This is a genomic window from Leisingera sp. ANG-S5, from assembly GCF_000813925.1.
Classification (GTDB): Bacteria; Pseudomonadota; Alphaproteobacteria; order Rhodobacterales; family Rhodobacteraceae; genus Leisingera.
Genome location: NZ_JWLH01000010.1, coordinates 168,143 through 190,512 on the forward strand (window position 1 = coordinate 168,143; position 22,370 = coordinate 190,512).

The window sequence follows — 22,370 nt, forward strand, 5'->3', positions numbered from 1 at the left end:
TGGGTCAGAATTTGGTGCGTTTCATTCGGCCGGAACGGCCGCTTCGTCTGCTGCTGGAGGGGCGCTGATCTCACGATTGACGCGCCGCAAGGCCAACCGCTTCCAGATGACGAAGATTGCGGGGATGACGAAGAGCGTCAGCAGCGTCGCCGTGACCATGCCTCCGACCATCGGCGCCGCAATGCGCTGCATGATTTCCGATCCGGTGCCGTGGCCGTACATGATCGGGATCAGGCCGGCGAAAATCGTCGCAACCGTCATCACCTTGGGACGGACGCGCAGCAGTGCCCCTTCGAACACGGACTCCTCGATGTCGAATGGCGTCAGGCTTCGGTTTTCCGAGATCGCAAGTTTCTTCCTCTTTTCCCAAGCCAGGTTGAGATACAGGAGCATCACGATCGCAGTTTCGACGGCGACACCGGCCAGCGCAATGAAACCCACCAGCACGGCGACTGAAATGTCGAAGCTGAGGTACCACAGGAACCAGACCCCGCCTGCCAGAGCCACTGGCAGCGCGGCAAGGATGATGCCCACCTCGATCACGCGGTTGAATGCCAGGAACAGCATCAGCGTGATGAGCAGAAGTGTGGCAGGTGCCACCAGTGTCAACCGCTCTTGCATCCGCTGAATGTATTCGTACTGGCCCGACCAGGTGATAGAGTAACCTGGCGGGAGCGCTACCTCATCCGCGACGCGGGCGCGTGCCTCAGTCACGTAGCTGCCAAGGTCTCGGCCAGCGATGTCGATGAAGACGAAGCCGGTGCGCCGGGCGTTTTCGGACCGGATCATGCCCGGGCCGTCAACGATGCGGACCTCGGCAAGGGCACCAAGGGGGATGTGCGCCCCCGAGGGAGTCACAACCGGCAGACCCTGAAGGCGTTCAGGGCTGTTTCGCCATTCCTGCGGATAGCGCAGGTTGATCGGGAAGCGTTCGAGGCCCTCGACCGTTTCCGAGACCTGCATGCCCCCGATCGCTGTCTGCACGACATCCTGAACGTCACGCACGCTCATCAGGTAACGCGCGGCGGCTTCGCGGTTGACATCGATTTCGATGAAACGCCCGCCCACGGGCCGTTCGGCATAGGCCGATGCCGTGCCCTCGATCCCGGTCACGGCACGTTCGATTTCAACCCCGATCCCTTCGATGACAGAGAGATCCGCACCCGATATCTTCACCCCCACAGGGGTCTTGATACCGGTCGCCAGCATGTCGATCCGGTTCTTGATCGGCTGAATCCAAACGTTTGTCACCCCCGGCACCTGAACCGTGCGGTCGAGTTCCTCGCGGATCCGTTCCATCGTCATTCCCGGCCGCCATTCGGACTCCGGCTTCAACTGGATTGTTGTCTCGATCATTGTCAGGGGCGCGGGATCGGTCGCCGACTCGGCGCGGCCCAGCTTGCCGTGGACCGTCTTCACCTCGGGCACCGTTGCGATCAGCCGGTCTGTCTGCTGCAGGATCTCGCGCGCCTTGCCGATGGACACGCCCGGATACAGAGACGGCATATAGAGGAAGTCGCCCTCGTTGAGTTCCGGCATGAATTCGGTGCCTATCCGCTGAAGCGGCCACCACATCGAGGCGACCAGCGCCACCGACAGCAGCGTTGTTGCCCAGGGCCAGGCAACCGCGGCGTCGAGAAACGGGCGATAGGCCCAGATCACCATGCGGTTAAGCGGGTTTTTGTGTTCCGGCATAATCCGCCCGCGCACGAAGTACCCCATCAGGACCGGAACCAGAGTAATCGACAGGATCGCCGCCGCGGCCATAGCGTAGGTCTTGGTAAAGGCCAGCGGTTTGAAAAGCCTGCCTTCCTGGCTTTCCAGCACGAAGACCGGGAGGAAGCTTACAGTGATGATCGCCAGAGAATAGAACAGTGCAGGCCCCACTTCGGACGCGCATTCGCCGACGATTCGCCATCGGTTCTGATCGGTCAGCTTTTCCCGTTCCAGCCTGCGGTGCATTGCCTCGATCATCACGATCGCTGCGTCCACCATGGCGCCGATGGCAATGGCTATGCCGCCCAGAGACATGATGTTGGCATTAACGCCCTGCAGTTTCATGACAATGAAGGCCGCGAAGATCCCGAGAGGCAGAGACAGCAGGATCACCAGCGCCGAGCGCAAGTGCAGCAGGAACGCCGCACAAACGAGCACGACGACGATGAACTCCTCGGTCAGCTTGTCCTGCAGGTTGTCAATAGCGCGCTCGATGACGCCAGCGCGGCTGTAGGTAGTCACCAACTCGACGCCTTCAGGCAGGTTCGGGCGGATCTGCTCAATCCGCTCCTCGACGTTTTTGATCGTGGCAAGCGCGTTGCCGCCCCAGCGCAGGATCACGACGCCCCCCACGGCGTCGCCTTCTCCGCCGAATTCGCCAACGCCGCGGCGAAGCTCTGGGCCAAAGCGGATATCGGCGACATCTCCAAGTGTGACTGCCGCGCCTCGCTCGTTCACCATTAGAGGTGCGCGAGCGAGATCCGCCAGTTCATCGACATAACCGGTCGAGCGCACCATGAACTCGGCTTCGCCCATTTCAATGACACTGCCGCCGGTTTCCCGGTTCGCTGCCTGAATGGCGCCCCGCAGTTGCGGAAGTGTGATGTCGTAGGCACGCAGCTTGTCCGGGTCGACCACGACTTGGTACTGACGGACCATACCGCCGATGGTGGCGACTTCTGACACGCCATCGACGGTCTGCAGTTCGTACTTCAAAAACCAATCTTGCAAGGTCCGGAGCTGTGCCAGATCGTGGTTTCCGCTCCGGTCGATCAGTGCGTACTGGTAGATCCAGCCAACGCCGGTCGCGTCGGGGCCCAGCTGCGGAGACACTTCTTCAGGCAGGCGGGATGCGATTTGCCCGAGGTATTCCAGGACGCGGGTCCGCGCCCAGTAAAGGTCGGTGCCGTCCTCGAAGACAATGTAGACATAGCTGTCGCCGAAGAACGAGAAGCCGCGCACATCGCTAGCGCCAGGGACGGCAAGCATCGCGGTGGCAAGCGGGTAGGTGATCTGGTCCTCGACAACCTGCGGCGCTTGCCCAGGGTATGGGGTGCGGATGATCACTTGGACGTCCGAAAGGTCGGGGATGGCATCCACCGGGGTTTCTCGGATCGCCCATACCCCGGCAATTCCGATCATCACAGCAAGCGCAAGGATCATGAACCGGTTGACCAGGGAAAGACGGATGATAGCGGGTATCATTAGCTCACCTCCGGCACAGCTGTGATGCCGACCAGCGTCAGCGAGAAATCGGGGTTACGGCGGAACAGAAGGCCTACTCTCTCGCCGATCGGCAGGGTTGCCTGATCCAGGGTCTCATCCACCGCGAAATCCATGGTCATTCCCGGCATCCCGATCTCGGTCATGGCGTCATGGGTGATGTTCACCATGCCCCGCTCCGGATCCGCCGAGTTGATGGTGCCTGCGACTTTCATCGGGGCGATGACAGGTTCGGCATTCGCCAGCACCAGCGTCATCCCGTCGGGTCGGGCAAAGGTTAGGGTCATCTCGGTCCCAGTGGCCAATGCCGCCGGTTCCAGCTCCTCGGAGATGGGAAAGTCCATCGTCATGCCGGGCATCCCGAGTTCGGTCATCGGGGCATGGCTTATCGTCGCCGTGCGTTCAGCGGGGTCGACGGCGTCGATGGTGCCGCTGACGACGATTGGTGCCGCTGCCGCCATCTCGGTTTTCCCGGACGCCGGCGCCGCAGTGGCAGCTTTTTCCCGGACCGCGATAATGCTGAACATGCCCGCGTCGTTCTTGGCCAGATCGAACTCGACTGGTCTGTCCAGAACGACCGCCTCGGGATCCAGCCCGGCCACCTCGAACTCCATTTCCATTTCGGGCCAGCCAAGCGCCGGAATCGGATCGTGCGACACGGTCAGTGTGCCGTCCGGGTTCACCTCGTGGATCGTGCCAGTCCCCGTGGCGGCAATCCCGTCATCGGCACCGATCTCTATCAGTGCAAGAAGGTTATCCGCGCCCCGGGCAACCGTGAAAGCGATCCCGGAATCTTCGGCCAGATGATCAAGCGGCACATCTGCCCGCACTGGGAAAACGGAGGTCATTGCCGGCCAGTCGAGGCTGTCGAGGGGGCCGTGCTTGATCGTCGCCAGCCGGGTTTCGTGGTCCAGCGTGACAAGCCTGCCAGCGCCGTGCGCGGGCTCTTCGTCTGTTGGCGCCATGCGCATTAGACCGGCGCTGAGCGCGCTTTCGCTGTCAATCAGGAACTGCGCCGACGCGACGACTTCCTCACCCGGCGCGAGCCCTTGTACGATTTCAGTCCGGCCGCCCTCACCGAAACTGTCGCGCAGGCCGGATGTAACCAGCCGCGGTTTGAAGGTTCCTTCACCGGTCTTCAGAATCACGCGCTCGGCCGAACCGGTCCGGATGACCGCCTCGGACGGCACGGTCAGCGCTGTTCGTGTCCGGGACGGAACAAGACTGACGGTTCCAAACATGTTGGGCCGCAAAAGCCCCGCAGAGTTGTCGAACTTTAGCCGAACCGGCAGCGTGCGGGTTTTGGGGTCGAGTTCGGGATAGATATAATCGATTTCGCCTTCGAACGTGCGCCCGGCCAGATGCTCGAAGCGGGCGACCGCGCGCATGTCTTCGCTGAGCCGCGCGATGTCCCGCTCGAATACGTCAACGATCAGCCAGACAGTTTTCAAGTCGCTAAGTGAAACTGCAAGCGTTCCCGGCTGAAGGTACATGCCATCGGCAGCCGAAAGCGAGATCACGACGCCGTCTTGCGGAGCTTCGATCCTGATAGTCCGTGCAAGCTCGCCGCTAGCTTCGATCTCCGCAATCTGAGCCTCCGACATGCCGTGGCTAAGAAGCTTGTTCCGGGCGGCGTCGAGGATCCTGGCGTCTCCGGCCTTGACCGCGCGGACCAAATCTCCGGTCGCCGCGCTGATCACTGGCGAGAACATCTCGAACAGGACATCGCCTTTGAGCACGCGATCGCCGATGGCTCGGGTTTTTAGTTTCTCAATCCACCCGTCTGCACGGGTATGGACATGGCTCGTGCGATGCTCGTCGTACCGCACGAAGCCGACGGTCTCTATCCTCGACGATATGTCCGACATCCGTGAAACAGCGGTGCGTACACCGATTGCGTTGACCTCGGCCGGTGAGAGCGACACTTCAGCGGGATCACCTGCGGGCTCATGGCCGGCATAGACAGGGATCAGGTCCATGCCCATCGGCGATTTCCCGGGCTCGTCGCGCCGGTAGTTCGGATCCATCGGAGCAACCCAGTACAGGATCTCCGGGTCGCCCGAGGTCGGGCTTTCAGTGAGGTTGAGATATGTCCGTTCCAGAAGAACCCCGCCCACCGTTCCTGCGGCAAGGGCAAGGATGCTGAGCGCTGTGTAACGTCCGCGCATGATATCCTCCAGGCTGATCTTCCCGAAGCAGCCTACATAGTTGACAAATTACCGGCGCGTCTCATGAGCTCCGCCGGAAGCGAAATTTGTCAAACGTGCTTTGGAGGCCGGACCGGCGGCGGTGTTTCCAGGTGAACACCGAAATTACCCGCACCAGCTTTCAGGTGGAGCGAGGAGGCTGTCTGGGCTGCAGACGGGATGGCCGCGGACGGCAAGTCGGAGCTGAAGCATGAGCTGCCGATGCAACGGGAAGAAACCTGATCGTTTGCACAGCATGCAAGGTCAAGACTTTGCGATGGAGCCGCCAGGTGCAGGGAATGACCGGACCCGGAATGTGATGAGGGACTGGCTTCTTCCGCGAGGCTTTCCTGGTGCGGCATGTGCATGGCCATCGCTGACGTAAAATTCGCCGCAAAGGAGAAAGCCAGTGCGACGAGAATGATGGTCACGCGCCGTGCCAGACATATCAAGAATCTTCTGCCCACTGTCTGCATATAGCTGCGCTTTGTCTGGTTGCCAAGCTGTCCCGCTAAGGATCCTGTCTCCCAGAGTGCCGACCGCTGTCACAAACCGAGCGGCAGTTCACTTCGCGCTCTTCCAATGGGATGTGTTTCGTGAGTTGGAGCTGCTGGGGAACCTGGCGTGAGTTAGAGTGAGAAGAGGCCGCGCAAGGAACGTACCGGGAAGCTCGGTCAGATTTTGGAAGCTGGGCGTCGAGGCAAGAGTCCTTTCATTGTTACGAACAAAGCATCGGGTGCCCGCTTTTAGGATTTCGGTTTGCGCGATCCGTGATTTTCTATGCCTTTTGGGTTTGCCGTCGTTTCGTGCTGAAACTACGTGGCCTTAACGATGTGTGGGTGGAACGGGGTGTAATCTCCTCGTATGGATCTATCCGCTCGTGGTACAGGTGTTTCGGGTTTGATTTCGCTCTGTGGACACTCTCGGTGCATGCTGGAGCTGCGCAAACACCTCGCGGCTGCGACGACCATGTTTCCGCTCTCCTTCGAACCAAATCGGGCCAAAACTCGCCAGTTTGTACGCCGCCCGCAGCAAGGCCATGGATTCGCTGCCCTGGCAGGCTTTCGCACCGCTGCTTTCTCCCCCATGACCTGTTGCGCGTTGATGCGGCTCCAAGTATTGCGCTGGTTCAGCCACCGTTCACAACGTGGCACTGTCTACTTCCCATTCCGCTTTTCAGAGTTCCGCTTCGGTCTGGGTTTCGCAGAAAACCCGAAAGTGCTCTTCATCGTCCCAATCGTCTGCAACAAATTGCACCAACGAGCTCAGGTTGTCGGGATCCTGCACTGCGTCCAAGAGTATCTCAAAAGCTTCAGGGCTCTCGGCGGCATTGTAACGGGTCATATAATGCTGGTCATTTTCGGCAATGTCTGAAGAAATCGAGACACCCCAGTTCACCTCCATATCACCATCGCTGTCTGCTTGTACGATTTTATCGACAAACAGGAACTGGGTGGACAGCCTGGCGATGGCAGATTCACGGCTACCGCACTCCCATACGTATTCAGAGAGTGCTTCCTCGCAGACCAGGTGGAGAAGATTTTCCGCGCGCATGATGCGGACAAGGTTTTCGTTCATCTGGTGGTTCACCTTTCATCCTGAATTTAGACTTGGGAGTAATGTGGGCGATGAGGTCGAAAATCCAAAGAGGCATTTGTCAGTTCTCCACAAGTCACGGGAGACATGAACCGCAGCCCCCGTTAACCTTCGAGGATCCCGCGCCGAGACCTGCTGCTGTTGCGGCAAGACCAGGGCAGGCTGCCTTTCAAGCCGGCCATTGCCCCCAGATGGCGCTTTCCCTTCTGTTCAACACAGGCATCAGGGCTCGATTAGCATGCAGGTTCCGTTACATCTTTGAAAACATTTGGTGATTGTCTTTATTTCATTGGCCGCCATACACCGAGGAGCTTGAAAATGCGATGTTCCTACCGCAGGCGGGGGCAGTGGCTCTGAAAAAAGTCATTTAAAATCAACGATGTAACGGTGTTACGCTGAGCGTTACACGCCTGTTACGGGGTTAAGTTATTGAAAATACTGGAAGTTTGTATGTATGTCTATGTATGTAACAAATAAATAGTTATATATATAAAGAGAGAAAGAGATATCCTGCCGGAGAGAGTAAGAGGTATACACTCTCCCCCGCCGTTACAGGCGTTACGGCGTTACGCTTAGTCTAAGCCATTGAAATTATTGAGGCGGTCCGTAACGCTCCAGCTCGATAAACATGAACGTAACCCCTGATATGTAACGCGGGGGTAGCTTCCCGCTGTACCGTGGCGACCAAATCACCGCCCTTCATGCACAGAGGGGATTGCGGATGTTTCCCAAGACGACGGAAGGCAGTTCTTCTGTCATCCGTACCAAGCGCACACTGCTGCAGACGCGGCATTCCCGGGTCGCCTTCCCGGAAGCGGAGGCCCGGTGAGGCGGTACAGCATACTTTGATGCTGTCGGCTGCAATGGCGTCAGCGAAGCGCAATAGGCGTGCATTACATGGTCCAGGCGCAAGTACCTATCTGCCGAAGCGCTTGCAGCGATGGCCTGCGGTTTCCACTATCGCCAGGGGATAGTCTTTCGTCTCCATGTGCGGCCTTTGGAATGCGGTTTGGTGATTTGGCGACTCTCATTGCGACCGGAGCAGGGGAGGGAATCAAATTTAGATCGATTGCCGTGAACATTGCGCGAACACGGCTGCACGGATTTTGCACGTGAATCACGTGCAGTTCCGCAAAGGTTCCCTGAAAACCGGGGAAACTCCCTGTTTTGCTGGCGCGGAAAAAAATTGAAAAAACGCCTTGTTTCTCTGGGTTGCGGCACATATACGGGTCAGCGGAGACGTGGCCGAGTGGTCGAAGGCGCTCCCCTGCTAAGGGAGTAGGCGGGAAACCGTCTCGTGGGTTCGAATCCCATCGTCTCCGCCATTAAATCAGCATAACGATCTGATTTTAATGAGATAAAATTTGTCTACAGATGTGCGTTCCCACACTTGTTCCCACATCATGGCACGGTTTCGATAGCCATCGCTCAGTCCTCGAACAGCCCCCCTTCAGACTCGCCGGTGATCAGTTCGCGCATCCGGTCTCGGTCGATTTGGCCGTAGCTGCGCAGGGTGGTCAAAACATCCGTGTGACCGAGATTTTGAGATGTGGCCACGATTTCCGCAACGGATGTGCAGTTTTTAGCCGCATGGCGCGCCAACATGTGGCGGAATGCGTGCGGCCCGAAGGTGGGTAAATTCGCTGCGATAAAAGCCCCGTTGACGATCTTGCGGGCGGGTTCGGTGCTTTTCCACGGGCGGCGCGTGAACCCTTCGGCTTTGAAGCCGGTGTTGGCCTGCGGCGCGATGGCTGTCGCCGGAAAGAGCGGGTCGTCGGGACCATAGAGCGCTTTGTCTTCCAAGTAGATGATCCACGCGCGCAAGGCCGCTTCGGCCTCAGGGAAGCCCTTGGCAAAGAATGTGTGCATGGACTTGCCGAATTTCGTTGCTACCTCACGCGGGTTTTGGGTTACGGACTTGTCGTACAAATCTACGTGTTTGAGGCGAAGAGTGATCAGCGCCGCGATACGGATGCCTGTAAGGCAGAGCAAACCAAAGATCGCCTTGTCGCGCATCTCGCGCGGGGTGCTCGCGGGCATCATCTCGAATGCGCGCATCGCCTGCTTAATGCTGGGTGCTGGGCGAGCTGGCGCGGCGCGGGCTTCGGCTTCGTCGCGTCGGGACAGGTTGAAATATTCGGCGTCCGACGCCCTGATACGGCTACGGAATCCGTCTTGCTGCGACAGCCATAGCGTGAATTCACGCAGCGTGGCCATGATCGCACGTGCAGTAGATTTGCTCAGAGACTTGCCGGTTGCACCCTTTGCTTGTTCCAGATGGGAGCGGAACCCCATCGCCCATTCGATGTGGAACTTCTCGAAATCCTTGCGCCCATTCCAGGCGTCGAACCGCTCCAACGCGGCCAATTCGCGGTCAAGCGTCTTATCGGAAAGCTGGCGCGCATATTTGCGGTAGTCTACAAATCGGCGCTTCAGGCGCTCATTCTTCTCATTAGGTAGCTTGGGCATGTTGGCCTCCTTTCGGGTACCTTTGAAGTGTGCGATGTCGGTGCAACACGCGAGTTGCCGGGAAGTGGAAAAACACGGGGGGCACAGTCCACCACCTTAGTGTTCACTGTTGCCGCGTAATTCTGAGGTCGAGTATCCGGGCGATTTCGGAGACGCAGCCTACTGCAACAGGCTTGGACACGACTGTCTCGCAGACAGCGCAAAGGGCTGTCAGCTTGGCGCGCCCTTCCTTAATTTCGCAATCAGCCAGTCCTTCCGCCGCGTGACGCTCCTTCCGGCAGCGGAAACAGTAGAATGTGTCTGTCTTGGTCTTGGTGGCCCTGCTCTCGCGCTTGGACCTGATGTAGTCGCGAAGATCGTCACCCCGGATCAGCGCGGGCCGCGTGACGTCCATGACGCGCAACCCGTCCGAAGCCCAATTGCGGACCGTGCGGGGGGAGACGCCGGAAATCTCCGCCGCCTCTTCGATGGTGTAGCAGCGGAACGACTTGATCCCGCTCAGGCGTGCTTGCTTCGGCATCCGCGCCTCACTCGCCCGCTTCGATCTCGTTGCGCTTCAACCAGTCGCGCAGGGCGTCCAGAGTGATCAGGCGACGCGTCCCAATCTTGGTGCTCTTAAGATCGCCTGACGACAGCGCGGCATAAAGGGTGGTGCGCCCAATGCTACACAGCCGCGCGGCCTCATTGGGGGATACCGCTATGATCTGCGTAGCCTGATTGATAATTTCGATTGCGTCCGTCATGGCCCATACTCCTTTGCTGGGGTGCGAGCGGACGTTGGCGGACGTGGACTGGATACGAATAGCGTGTTGGTTTCTATCCAGTTCTTATCCAGATCGGGCTTTGGTGACGTAAGCTCTTACGGTCGGCAATGATGGGACTTCCGATTCCTGGTCTATCTGGAGCATTGCGCGCACGGCCTTCGCCTCTTCATTTCGCCCCGCTAAAGCGGTTCCAGATGCTATCCGTGATCTGATCAGAGCCATGCACTTTTCGCCAAAGCGATTGGGCGCGCCGGTCTTCGGCGATGTCGGGACGCCGACGATGGCACGAAGATCGAGCATCGGGGTAAAGCTCTTCTCATTCGGAGAAAACTCCACCAACTCGCTGAGGGTCACGGTCGTCGCGTCGGAAACGGGCAACTGCCCACCAGCGGTGACAACGACGCGCCACGTAGAAGCCACTTCGCGGGAAAGCGCATCTGCCAATGCACGCGCATCTCTTTCGTCCCGAAGATGTGGATGAAAGTAGACAGTGATTTCACCATGGTCAGTCTTCACCGCTCCGATCCGCCAGGTGTTACCGTGGATGGGTTTATCCTTGCGCCGCGTGCAGGCGAAGGTATCGGCAAGGTGTGCGACCAGGTAGGGCAGGTCAGGTTCTATACCGGAAATCTCTCGGCGCGAGACGCGGACAAAACCCAAGTCTGGGCAGAAATACCCATATTCGTTCGCGTTAAAAATAACTTCTGCAGAATGTGGCTCACCGCACTCGATACAGGCAATGCCAGTCACCAGACCGGCTTCGCGCAGCAAGCCACAAGCTAGTAAGGAGAGGAAATCTTGATGATAACGCAGTGATACGACGGGAACTTTCGCCCCTTCTCCAATAACGGAGCAAAGCAATTCAATGGCGCTCAACTGACGTCCTCAAATAGATCGAAATCCTTTTGTGGTTGCGTAAGCAGCCCCCAACGCTCCAGAAGAGCAAACACGAAATGGCGGTCGGCTTCTGTCTTGTTCGGTAGCGTGGTGGTGTTGGGCGTGCGTAAGGTGACAGTCAGCGTGCGGGGCCGTTTTCCGTCGCGGGCCTCCAGAGAAATTCGCAGGGTTGCCGCGAAAATCGTCCATCCCCCCGTCCGCAGTGGAGACATTGCGCCGAACCTTCGCTCAAGGAACTGGTAGATTGTTTCGTCCTCGCCGCGCTTTTCAAACCGGGCAAACGCACCGCCAACCGAAAAGAAGTCCAGCGAAGAGACTTCTATCCGCGTGATCCCGTCTGCCGGTTCCGTCACGAATTCTACAGGGGTACGCAATATTTCAAGCTGGACGTCGCGGCGCGGTGCTTCAACAGGCGCGGCGGAGTTGGGCGCAAAATGCTTGGCGAATGAAGCAGCGTATTGGTCCCGGACTTTTTTCGTGCCACGCGCAGCTATTTCCACAATCCTCGATTGCGGATCACAAGCCAAGCCAACCTCCAAAACCTTCTGGACCAAGTGGCGCTCCAGCGTTTCTGATGACCCAAAAGCCAATTCGCTTGCTGCCCGGTCTTCAACGTAGATCGTCGCTTGAGTAATCTCGGATTCCTCGCGAGTGATCGGGTGAACTCGGATCGACCTGAACCAATCAGCCTCGCTTCTACGGTGTTCCGCTACGTCCAGGATGTTCAAAACATCCCGCAGGAAGGCATTACGCGCTTCGGCATCGTCGAGCGCCCATGGCTTGCCGTCATCATCGAACTGGAATGCTGCCCAACCTTTCCCGCCGGTGCGTCGCATAAGCGACGTATCTGCTGAGACACGGTCAATGATTTGGGGGTGGGAAACTGCCAACATAAGGAGGACGTCCTGAACCCCTTCCAGCCCTTCAAGGTCAATACCCTGCCCAGCGCAAATCCTTTCCGCTGCTGTTAATCCGTTGGCATCGGCAAGGGTGTGGAGGTGGTCGAGTTCTGCTTTGACCGCGTCTTGCTGGCGATCTGGCAGACCGCCAAGAAGGTCTTCAATTTCACGGACGAATTTTGTGCCGCGTCCTTCACTGTTCCAATCAAAATCGTCGGGCGCGTGCACCTGACGTGTCGCAAGAAACGCCTGCAACCTTCCGGCTGGAGCCTTGCGAAGTAACCCGCTGTAAGAAGCCATATCTAGCGCCTGTTTGGTTTACCTTGCGCAAATATGGGGTCCGCTAGAATTCGGATCAAGCTGTTTGTGTTCGCGGCTGTATTGGCATAACGCTTGTTTCAAATTGCCGCCCGTGCTGTCTTGCGCCCGATCCGCTTCGGTTTGATGCGCCATAGCGGGTATGCCGATTTAATGTTTCGCCCGCCGAGGAGCCATTTGAATGTCCCGTCTGACCGACCTCATTGCCCAGGCAAAGTTCAAGGATGACAAGTTGGGCCTGGAATTGGAGCGGGAGTTCAAGGCACTGGCCAGTCGCCGGTCCTTCGGGTTGAACTTTGAACGGCATACGCCGGAGACGGTGGAACTGCCAGGCAGGCCCATCCGCAAGGGCGACAAGGTGCGGGTGCTTCCGTCCCGTGGCAGCACCGACAAGGGCGACAAGCGGTTGTGGAAGGTGACGGGCACTACCAAAGCCGATGGCAAGCGGGTGGCGCAGCTTGACCTGATCGGGGCGGAAGCGTCCGAGACGCAGGCCGTGCCGGTGGAAGACCTGATCGTGGTGGCCGAGTTCCGCGACTACATCTACCCCGGCCTTGTCAGCACCGGGAAGGTGGAGCGCGGCGGCGACAAACCGTTTCATACCGTGATCAACGGGGAAAACTTCCACGCGCTAGAGGCGCTGACCTTCACCCATCGGGGAAAAGTGGACGTGATCTATATAGATCCGCCCTACAACACCGGGGCGAAGGACTGGAAATACAACAACGATTACGTTGAGGGGGACGATCTCTACCGGCATTCCAAATGGCTGGCGTTCATGGAGCGGCGGTTAAAGATTGCCAAGGAGTTGTTGAACCCTTCAAGCTCCTGCCTGATCGTCACTATCGACGAAAAAGAATATCTGCGGCTTGGCTTGCTGATTGAGCAGACATTCCCTGATGCTCGAATGCAAATGGTGTCGAGTGTGATCAATCCCAAAGGCGCGACTCGGCAGTCGGCATTTGGCAGGACAGACGAATACCTTTTCTTTGTCATGCTTGGTGAGGCAGCCCCAAACGCCGTGGCATTGACCAATGAATGGAAGATTGTCGAAGATCGTCGGGCCGCGCGACTTCGTTGGGCTGAGTTGTTGCGCTCTGGTTCCAACACGAGAAGAGAGGATAGCCCAAACCAGTTCTATCCTGTTTTTGTTCGGCTGGGAGCCAATGGCCCGGAGTTTGATTCCGTGGGCGAAGCCTACTTTGGCGAGGACTGGCAAGCCGTGCAAGCACCAGAAGGTTGCTTTGCTGTATGGCCCATCCGTTCGGACGATAGCGAGGGAAACTGGCAGAATAGCGCAGAAAGCCTCAGATCACTCATTGAAAAGGGTTATGCAAAGCTGGGCCGTTGGCGAGAAGGCAAGACCGCGATCACATACCTCAAGCGAGGTGAGCAAAATAAGGTTGAGGATGGAATCTTCCCGATCTTGGGCCGTCGCCAAGACAATTCGATCATTGTTGATGACGCCGCATACCAGCCAACTTTTGTTCCGGGCACTCAATGGCGCATTGCGTCGCATAATGCCGAGCAAGGCGGGACTAACCTCCAGAAATTCCTAATCCCAGGCCGGAAATTCCCGTTCCCAAAGAGCCTGTATGCAGTAGAAGATGCCCTTCGATTTTTCGTGGCCAACAACCCTTGCGCAACCATCCTAGACTTCTTCTCTGGTTCTGGGACGACAGCACATGCCGTTATGAGGCTTAACCGGCAAGACGGCGGTCGACGCCAGTGCATTTCTGTCACCAACAATGAAGTTGCTGCTGATGAACAAAAGGCCCTGACAGAAGCGGGCCTTCGCCCCGGTGATCCCGATTGGGAAAAGTGGGGGATTTGCGACTACATCACCAAGCCGCGCATCCGCGCCGCGATCACCGGCCAGACCCCGGACGGTGATCCGATCAAGGGGGATTACAAGTTCACCGACGAATTCCCGATGACCGAAGGGTTCGAAGAAAACGCCGAGTTCTTCACGTTGACCTATGAAACGCGTATCGGAGTAAGTCATAATCGCGCCTTTGAACGCATTGCTCCGCTTCTCTGGATGCGGGCGGGCAGCGAGGGGCGGCGAATAGACGCGCTGCCGGGTGCCGGATGGGCCGTGGCCGATACCTATGGCCTCTTGACCGATCTGGATGCCGCCGCGCCCTTTGTGGACGCGGTAGAGGCCGCAGGCGGCATTCGTGTCGCCTATATCGTCACCGACGATGACAGGCGCTTTCAATCCGTCGCCCAGCACCTGCCTGAAGGGGTAGAGGCCGTGCGGCTCTATGAATCCTACCTAACCAATTTCCGCTTCGCGATGGGGCGCTGAGACATGAAATTCACGCTGAAAGACTATCAGGACGACGCCGTTGCGCAGGTTCTGGACCGCCTTAAGAAGGCGCGCAAACGCTGGCACGAAGACCAGGAAATGAACGCCTTTTCCCTGACCGCGACTACGGGTGCGGGTAAAACAGTCATGGCCGCTGCGGTGTTCGAGGCGCTGTTCTTTGGCTCTGATGATTACGAGTTTGAGGCCGATCCCGGCGCGGTGGTGATCTGGTTTTCCGATGACCCGTCGCTGAACGAACAATCCAAGTTCCGGCTGATGGAAGCTGCGGACAAGCTGACGGTTTCTGACCTTGTCACGGTGGAAAACACTTTCGCACGCGAGAGGTTCGAAGCGGGCAAGATTTATTTCCTCAACACACAGAAACTGAGCAAGACCAGCCTTCTGGTGCGCGGGCATGACCCCGAGGATAACGGGGTGGAAGTGGTGAACGGGCTACCGCTCATGCCCGATGCGCGGTCGCACACAATCTGGGACACGATCCGCAACACCATCGAAGACCCCGATCTGACGCTGTATCTGGTGCTGGACGAAGCGCACCGGGGGATGCAGGATGCTGCCAAAAGCACCAGGACACTGGTGACGCGGCTGATCAACGGTCAGGGTGGTGTGCCAGGTGTGCCTGTGGTCTGGGGGATTTCCGCCACGGTGCAACGGTTCGACGAAGCCGTTAAGTCGATGCAGGATCGGACGGCACTGCCCAATGTAGTGGTGAATTCCAAGCTGGTGCAGGATTCCGGTCTGTTGAAGGACACGATCAATCTGGACGTGCCAGATGAGACGGGCGACTTTGCAACGGTGCTATTGCGGCGCGGAACCGGGAAACTGCGCGACATCACGAAGGCTTGGGATGCCTACGCAGCGGAACAGGGCGAAAGCGGCAAGGTGACGCCGCTGATGGTATTGCAGGTGCCCAACACACCCAGTGCCGCAGAAATTGGAACATGGCTGCAAACGATCTTTGATACCTGGCCGGAACTACCGACCGATAGCGTCTACAACGTGTTTGGCGAGAAGAAGACCGAGAACTTCGGCGGTTACTCCGTTCCCTACATCGCGCCAGAGAGGGTGCAGGAAAGCGAGCATGTGCGCATTCTTCTGGCCAAGGAAGCGATCAGCACCGGCTGGGATTGCCCTCGTGCAGAGGTGATGGTGTCCTTCCGGGCGGCAAGCGATCAGACCCACATCACGCAATTGCTGGGCCGCATGGTGCGGACCCCACTTGCGCGGCGCATCCCAGGTAATGAGCGGTTGAACGCAGTCGACTGCCTGTTGCCGAACTTCAATCAGGCGACGGTGCAGGCGGTTGTTCAAGCGCTGATGACTGGCGACGACCCGGGTGAAACGCGGGACGGTCGCCGCGTTCTCATAAATCCCAAGGAAATGTCGCCCAACCCGGCGGTGCCGAAAGAAGTCTGGGACAAGCTGTTGTCGCTGCCCTCGAAGAGACTGCCGAAAAAGCAGGCGCGGCCCATCAAGCGGCTCACCGGGCTTGCACATGAATTGGCTGCCGAGGCTATCCTGCCCGATGCAGGCAAGATAGCCCATGCGCATTTGCACGCCCTCTTGGACGAGGCCCAGACCAACTATGCCGACGCAATCGAGAAGGCACGGCAGGCGGTTTTGACGGTCGAAGGCAAGACGGGCCGCGCGGCGGTGGGCAGCACTGAAATGACGTTTGACGATTTCGTTGAAGACGCCGACCTGGCCGTGATCGAAGACGCCTACAAGCGAGCTGCCCGAATGATCTCGCCCGATGTGGCAAAAACTTACAGCGAATACTTGGCCGCGAAGAACGCGGACGCTGAGGATGAAGAAGACGCCCTGATTGAAGCCCATACGGACGTGGCCGCAATCGGCTTGGTCCCTGCGATACAGGATGACCTGGAAGCGGCTGCCGAGGTCTTGGCAAACCAATGGCTGACCACCCACGAGGAAGAAATCAAGACCCTGACCGACGAGCGGCAGGACGTTTACCGCGAACTGCGGGAACTGAGCGCCAACCCTCTGGACGTATCGCTTGCGATGCCGCGCAACAGTTTGCAGCCGACTATCGAAGTCATGGAAGACGGGACGGAAGTAGCGTTGCCCGCCTATAAAGATCACCTTCTTTGCGACGAGTCTGGATTTTTCCCTGTGAAAATCCGCTTGAATGATTGGGAATTGGAAGTCCTATCACAAGAGGCCAATCGCGATGGTTTCATTGCATGGTATCGCAACCCGTCATCCGCAAGCCCCGAGTCTCTGGGGGTAATTTACCCAATTGACGGCAATGAAAGTATCATGCGCCCTGATTTCATCTTCTTCACTAAAGGTGAAGACGGGACCGTTCAGGTGAACATAGTTGACCCACACGGAGATCACCTTGCGGACTCCTTGCCTAAACTTGTGGGTTTGGCAAATTACGCCGAGACACACGCAAATTTGTACACACGCATTGTATCAGTCTCGAAGGCGGGCGGCGCTTTCCGATACCTCGACTTGAAAGATGCTGAGGTCCGCGAGGCAATTAAACTAGGTCCTAGCGCGAAGGCATTGTTTGGAGGGCCGAAGGCCAAACCGTACCCAAGCTGACGGTATGCTGGGAAAGCTGCTACGCAGATTTTCCTGAGTTCAGACTTACGACATTTGCGGCAGGTGCTCGGGCGGCGGCGACGCTTGCCCAAGCCTCCATCAATTTCCGCCGTTTGTCGAAAAGGTCTGACCGGGCATATGCTGCTTCGGCCTTGTCCTTGATGCCATGTGCCAACGCCGCTTCGATCACTTCGCGAGGGAAGCCGGTGGTTTCGCCTGCCCAATCGCGGAAGGTTGAGCGGAAGCCATGGACGGTGATGTCGGCACGCTCCATGCGACGGAGAACGGCGGTCATGCTCATGTCGGAAATCAGCTTGCCGGGTTTCGCCTCGCTACCAAAGATCAAAGCTTCTTTGGGCACGCCTTCGTCGCATTGTCCGAGTAGTGCGACAGCGGCTTCTGTTAGCGGCACGCGATGTTCCTTTGCAGCCTTCATTCGTCCCGCCGGGATGGTCCAGACTTTTGCCTCCAGATCGACTTCGCCCCAAGTCATGCCGCGCGTTTCGCCTGAGCGTGCCGCCGTAAGGATGGTGAAGGCGAGCGCCCGCGCAGCAACACCTTCTCGTTTGGCAAGGTCGGCCATGAAGTTAGCCATCTGAGCATGAGGCAGCGCCGGGTGGTGTTTGACCGCGCGCACTTTCTTTGGCTTAGGCAAAAGGTGATCGAGGTGCCCGCGCCAGCGCGCCGGGTTATCTCCGCTGCGGATACCAAGCGCTGAGGCATAGTCGATTACCGCTTCGATCCGTTGACGAACCCGGCTTGCGGTTTCGGGCTTCTCCGTCCAGATCGGGGTGAGCGTCGAAATCACGTCCGCCGTCTCGATCTTGGCGACTTGAACCGCGCCAAGCTTTGGAAAGACGTAAGCGTCTAGCGTTGCGGTCCATTGCGAGGCGTGTTTGGCGTTTTTCCAGCCGGGGCGTTTGCTTTCGATGAGTTCTAGCGCGGCCTCGCGGAATGTCTTGGGTTTGGCTTGTTGCTTCTTCGTAATGGGGTCTTCGCCTTCGGCAATGAGGCGTCGCGCCTCCGCTGCGCGGGTGCGCGCCATGGCGAGACTTACGTCTGGATAAGGACCAAGACCCAAATCCCGACGCCGCCCCTGCACCTGGTAGCGCAGAACCCAAGAGCGCGCACCGGAAGGCTTGACGTACAGGAAAAGTCCCCGCCCATCGCCGTGCCGTCCGGGTGTTGCCGTTTCCACTTTTCGCGCACTGAGCGGCATAGCGTTCCCACATTTGTTCCCACACTTCATCACGATTTAAGACGGATGCTTGCGAACGACAATGGCATGGTGTGAATTTTTATCTTTGAAAAGTAATGTACTTGCCGAATGCTTGCGGACAATGACGAGCGCGGGAGAATGTGGGTTATACGGACATCGTCTCCGCCATCATACATTGGTAATTGATCGTTTCAGATTGCGTGCGGCTGCAGCCCGGTTGCCTGCGTGGCCTTCGCAGATGTGCCGGAGAGTGGATCTGTTGGTCGCGGCTGTTGCGTTCTGGAAAACGAGCGCATTCGCCCCTGTGCAATCAGTTACCTGCGACTGAGATCATTCCGGCGTAGTTTTCCGCCAGCCTCCGGGCGTCCTGACGGTCAAATTTCACTGACTGGGTTTGTGCCATGTTGAATGCAGATGCGCCGCTGAACAGTTCCATGACGTCAACTTTGAAGTTTTTTGCGCTCGTGCTGCTCAATTGTTCTTCGGCGGGCAAAGAGAACTGTAAGTCGCGCCGGTTCTCATCAAAGCCCAGGTGATAGACCAGGGGCAGGATGGCATCATCCAAACTCAGGCTGCCTTCGAACACGACAAACTTGTAGCCCACTTCCCAGTTCCAGGCCATTTGGCTGTTCGGGTCCAGATCGCCGCGCGGTTCGATGGAAGCGTTCGCCTGCTCGTCTATGCCGATTGAAAAGGAGAGGCCGGAATAGGACCTCAGCGGTATGTTGTTCAGTTCTACTGCAAAACTCTCATTTCCAGCACCGAACCGGACCAGATGGTAGCTGTCCGGCTCCAAATAGGTGCCATCTTCGCCCGACAGTTTGATATTGCTGATGTAGAAACGAAAATTCTGTACCCTGAACTGCCCGGGACCGTTTGGGTTCTTGTAATGGAACTGGTCAAAAACCAGCTTCTGCCCATTGGCCTCTGCCTGGAAGACGAGGCGCAGCCGGCTGGCGGGTGGATCCGTTTTCCGGAACGCGTGCCAAACGGTAAGCGCCAGCAGGAAGGCCAGCAAGACATTGATGTGGATCGGCTTCATTCCTGACATCACAACTCTCCTTCAAGAGGATTGGAAAATCGGGCATCCGACAGGAATGCTTCATCCGTCAGGGTGTGCAGAAATGCGATGATTGCGGCTTTCTCGCTGTCCGTCAGACGTAATCCAACAAAGGAACCGGGAGGTGAGGCGGCGTTGTCAGCTTCAAGTATGAGCGGGCTCAAAGTGGCGCTGACCGCCACTCCGCCGTTGTAGTGGTCCATCACGTCTTCCAGCGTCTGCAGGCGCCCGTCATGCATGTAAGGGGCCGTGACGGCGATGTTGCGCAGCGTTGGCACTTTGAAGAAGCCCTTGTGTGCCGGGTTGCCTGTTACAGCCATGAGACCCGCGGGCAAATCCTCGTCCTTGTCCAGCCCGTTGTTGGAAAACCCGTCCAGCCCATCCCGGAAGCCTGAGGTCAGAAACTGGCTGTGGCAATCAATGCAGTTGCCGCCGCGCAAAGAGACCTTGGTGTCCGGGTGGGCCATGAAGAGCTTGCGGCCCAGTTCCTCCTGCTCGGTCAGCACCGCCTCGCCGCGCAGGAAACGGTCATACTTGGAACCAGCAGAGATGAGCATGCGCATGAACGTGGCCAGCGCCCGCGCGATATTCTCGGATGACACTTCGCCATAGGCCTGCCGGAACATGCGCCGGTACTGCCGGGACCCTTTCAGTTCGCGGACCAGCTCTTCCAGATCCTGTGCCATTTCCTGGGGGTTCTCGATCGGGAGCAGGGCCTGCTGCTCAAGGGACAGGGCCCGGCCGTCCCAGAAAAACCGCTCCTGCCCCCACAGAAGATTCACCAGACTCATACTGCTGAATTCCAGGCTTTCCCCATTCAGCCCGGCAGCAGTTGGCAGGCCGTCGGTGAAAGCCAGCCGCTGGATATGGCAGGTCGCGCAGGACCGGTCATTGCCGCCGGATAGGGCGGGATCGTAAAACAGCCTCCGCCCGAGGGCGAACGCCTCTTCGGTCAGGGGATTGTCCTGCGGGACAGAGAAGCGCCCGAATACAAAAGGGGCGGAAAAATCCGCAACCGGCGTCGGATCGGGTGGCAGCGCCCTGATGACGAAGGACGCTCCCGTACCGATGGCCACCACCGCAGCGGCGGTTGCGATCCAGCGCTGGCGAGCCATCCTGCTGCTTCCTCAGTGGTGATGCACAAACCCGGACCCGAACAGCCCTTCCAGGTTGTCTACGCCCTTGCTGTACTTTTCCCTGAAGTTCACTGATCCCAGCTGCTCGCCGGTGGCGAGATCATGCACGGTGATCGTGTGGGCGTTCAGCGCGGCGATGAAATCCACATCTGTCGGGTCATTATCAGCTGCGTTGCCAAGGTTCAGCAGGTTGTTCTGGACCGCGATCAGGTCACGGCCGGACTTGGATGTGAAGAAGATCATGTGGTGCGCGCCGGGCGCTGCCTGAATATCCGGCCCGGAAGACACCAGGTCGGGCAGCTTGGCGAGATCGTAGCGCTTCACCACGCCGGGCAGGGCATGGCTGATGAACAGTTCGGTATCGGTGCCATAGAACTCCAGCGGCACAGCGGTATTGTTTTCGGCACCGCTATAGAGCACCTCGGGATCTCCGAATGTCTTGGAGGCTTCGTCATAAGGCACTTTCCAGGTTTCGAACCCGAACATCGTGTTCACCAGCACGGCCGGTTTGATGTTTTCGTTCATGGACGGCCGTGCAAACAGGACTTCCACAGGTGACGACGGGAAACCCAGCGGCTTTTCGTTTTCCACGACAATGTTCTGGATGGGCTCCAGCGTGTTGAGGTCAATCACGGTCAGCGCATTTCCCACACCCGTGGCCAGGTCGGGGTGCACCGTGGAAGTGATGATCATCCGGTCCTGATAGGCGGAGATGCCATGTGGATACATGATGTAGGGCTTGTCCGCGCCGACTTCGCTTGGCCGCGCTTCGATGACTTTTACAACCGCGTTTGTTTGCGGGTCGAACACGCCCAGCGTTCCGCCGTCATCGCCGCCGGTGCCGCCCATGAAGGTGACAAACATGTACTCCGTGCCATTGGAGGAATGCCACATGATGTCTTCGCCCACCATCTGGCCTTGGGTGTCGAGGCATTCGAAACCGGTGACCTGCGGCGCTCCGGTTGCGTCCCGCTCCAGGCCGATCTCCGCCAGGCTGCAGACCGGGTCCAAACCGGTTGCATACAGCCGCCCGGCTGGGCTGTAATACAGGTGATGCAGCGGATGCGTCATGTCCGGTTGCGTGACTTCGCTCAGGATTTCACCGAAATTTTCCTGCTCTGGATCCAGCTCGACGATGGCGATGCTGTGAGCCGTTTCCAGCGTTGGCAGCCCTCGCAGGAGAACAACTCCGTGGCTTTCCTCGCGCACTTGGGCGCCAGGTTGAGCCGGCAGCATTGAAATGAGTGCAGCAGTAAACAATGCGGGCAACAGGCCCTTGAACTCGTTATTAACCTTCATGGCAGCTACGTCCCCTCCCGAGAAAATGACCCTGCTCGAGCCAGCCTCAACGTAACTTCTGACGAACAATACCACATCAGGGCTTACCCCCCAAGCTGCAGCGCCTCCCCATTGTCCGCCGCTAATAAACAGTCGGAGAAAGCCTTCGGCGAAGCACTTGCTGCCAGGTTGACCCGTGCCTCCGGCGGTCCGCTGAGTAACTAAACGAGGGGCAGTTTTGGGTGCTTCATGCAAAAGAGGCGGGTGAGGCTGAGCAAAGTTGCAGGCACCTAAGTCTATAGCAGTAAAGAGATATTCAATAATCGCATAGCTCCGATGTGCATCCTGCATACCCTATGCGATATCGGCATTTCACAGTTTGCGCAGCGCAGGATAGCGTTTGCGGCATAATCACAGGGGAGTATG

15 protein-coding genes and 1 tRNA gene are annotated in these 22,370 nt (G+C 58.1%); 3 read left to right on the forward strand and 13 right to left on the reverse strand.

The features are described from left to right. Positions 1-21: 21 nt before the first annotated feature. The 4 genes from RA25_RS15395 to RA25_RS15405 all read right to left on the reverse strand — a co-directional run bounded on the left by RA25_RS15395 (position 22) and on the right by RA25_RS15405 (position 6,995). The gene (locus tag RA25_RS15395; RefSeq protein ID WP_027236580.1) at positions 22-3,201 is read right to left on the reverse strand and encodes an efflux RND transporter permease subunit; all 3,180 of its coding nucleotides are present in this window, start codon (positions 3,199-3,201) and stop codon (positions 22-24) included. Next, positions 3,201-5,387, reverse strand: a complete 2,187-nt coding sequence (locus RA25_RS15400) for an efflux RND transporter periplasmic adaptor subunit (protein ID WP_036797408.1) — start codon at positions 5,385-5,387, stop codon at positions 3,201-3,203. Before RA25_RS15400 ends, RA25_RS15395 begins: the two co-directional genes overlap by 1 nt. Before the next feature lie 89 nt (positions 5,388-5,476). Then, positions 5,477-5,836 carry a hypothetical protein gene (locus RA25_RS23120; protein ID WP_206539696.1) on the reverse strand — a complete coding sequence of 120 codons (360 nt, stop codon included), beginning with the start codon at positions 5,834-5,836 and terminating at the stop codon, positions 5,477-5,479. 745 nt (positions 5,837-6,581) lie between these two features. After that, positions 6,582-6,995, reverse strand: a complete 414-nt coding sequence (locus RA25_RS15405) for a hypothetical protein (protein WP_152612218.1) — start codon at positions 6,993-6,995, stop codon at positions 6,582-6,584. Positions 6,996-8,236: 1,241 nt separating this feature from the next. Here RA25_RS15405 and RA25_RS15410 point away from each other — a divergent pair. Further along, a tRNA-Ser gene (locus RA25_RS15410) sits at positions 8,237-8,326 on the forward strand. A gap of 103 nt (positions 8,327-8,429) precedes the next feature. Here the strand turns inward: RA25_RS15410 and RA25_RS15415 are convergent. From RA25_RS15415 to RA25_RS15435, 5 genes are all read right to left on the reverse strand, one after another. After that, complete coding sequence (locus tag RA25_RS15415; RefSeq protein WP_052254267.1) at positions 8,430-9,470, reverse strand: tyrosine-type recombinase/integrase; 1,041 nt, start codon at positions 9,468-9,470, stop codon at positions 8,430-8,432. 103 nt (positions 9,471-9,573) lie between these two features. Beyond that, entirely contained in the window at positions 9,574-9,990 is a 417-nt protein-coding gene (locus RA25_RS15420) for a helix-turn-helix domain-containing protein (protein ID WP_052254268.1), read from the reverse strand. A 7-nt stretch (positions 9,991-9,997) separates the two neighbouring features. Then, a complete protein-coding gene (locus RA25_RS15425; protein ID WP_039173628.1) occupies positions 9,998-10,213 on the reverse strand; it encodes a helix-turn-helix domain-containing protein in 216 nt (71 codons plus the stop codon). A gap of 84 nt (positions 10,214-10,297) precedes the next feature. Beyond that, complete coding sequence (locus RA25_RS15430) at positions 10,298-11,110, reverse strand: hypothetical protein (protein ID WP_152612219.1); 813 nt, start codon at positions 11,108-11,110, stop codon at positions 10,298-10,300. Next, complete coding sequence (locus RA25_RS15435) at positions 11,107-12,330, reverse strand: hypothetical protein (protein WP_039173633.1); 1,224 nt, start codon at positions 12,328-12,330, stop codon at positions 11,107-11,109. The genes RA25_RS15430 and RA25_RS15435 overlap by 4 nt, the downstream gene beginning before the upstream one ends. 199 nt (positions 12,331-12,529) lie before the next feature. Here RA25_RS15435 and RA25_RS15440 point away from each other — a divergent pair, with 199 nt between their 5' ends. Next, complete coding sequence (locus tag RA25_RS15440; protein WP_039173634.1) at positions 12,530-14,659, forward strand: site-specific DNA-methyltransferase; 2,130 nt, start codon at positions 12,530-12,532, stop codon at positions 14,657-14,659. 3 nt (positions 14,660-14,662) lie between these two features. Further along, a complete protein-coding gene (locus tag RA25_RS15445) occupies positions 14,663-17,251 on the forward strand; it encodes a DEAD/DEAH box helicase (protein WP_039173636.1) in 2,589 nt (862 codons plus the stop codon). Between the two features lie 19 nt (positions 17,252-17,270). On the opposite strand, the gene RA25_RS15450 is transcribed toward RA25_RS15445, so the two are convergent. From RA25_RS15450 to RA25_RS15465, 4 genes are all read right to left on the reverse strand, one after another. Beyond that, positions 17,271-18,500: a tyrosine-type recombinase/integrase gene (locus RA25_RS15450; protein WP_342586136.1), complete on the reverse strand. Its 1,230-nt coding sequence runs from the start codon at positions 18,498-18,500 to the stop codon at positions 17,271-17,273. A gap of 280 nt (positions 18,501-18,780) precedes the next feature. Then, on the reverse strand, positions 18,781-19,521 hold the full coding sequence (locus RA25_RS22185) for an MbnP family protein (RefSeq protein WP_052254270.1): 741 nt from the start codon (positions 19,519-19,521) through the stop codon (positions 18,781-18,783). Beyond that, positions 19,521-20,645 (reverse strand): cytochrome-c peroxidase, encoded by a 1,125-nt coding sequence (locus tag RA25_RS15460; RefSeq protein ID WP_039173637.1) that lies wholly within the window; start codon positions 20,643-20,645, stop codon positions 19,521-19,523. Before RA25_RS15460 ends, RA25_RS22185 begins: the two co-directional genes overlap by 1 nt. A 12-nt stretch (positions 20,646-20,657) precedes the next feature. Then, positions 20,658-21,965, reverse strand: coding sequence for a hypothetical protein (locus tag RA25_RS15465; RefSeq protein ID WP_039173639.1), 1,308 nt, complete (start codon positions 21,963-21,965; stop codon positions 20,658-20,660). Between the last annotated feature and the right edge of the window lie 405 nt (positions 21,966-22,370).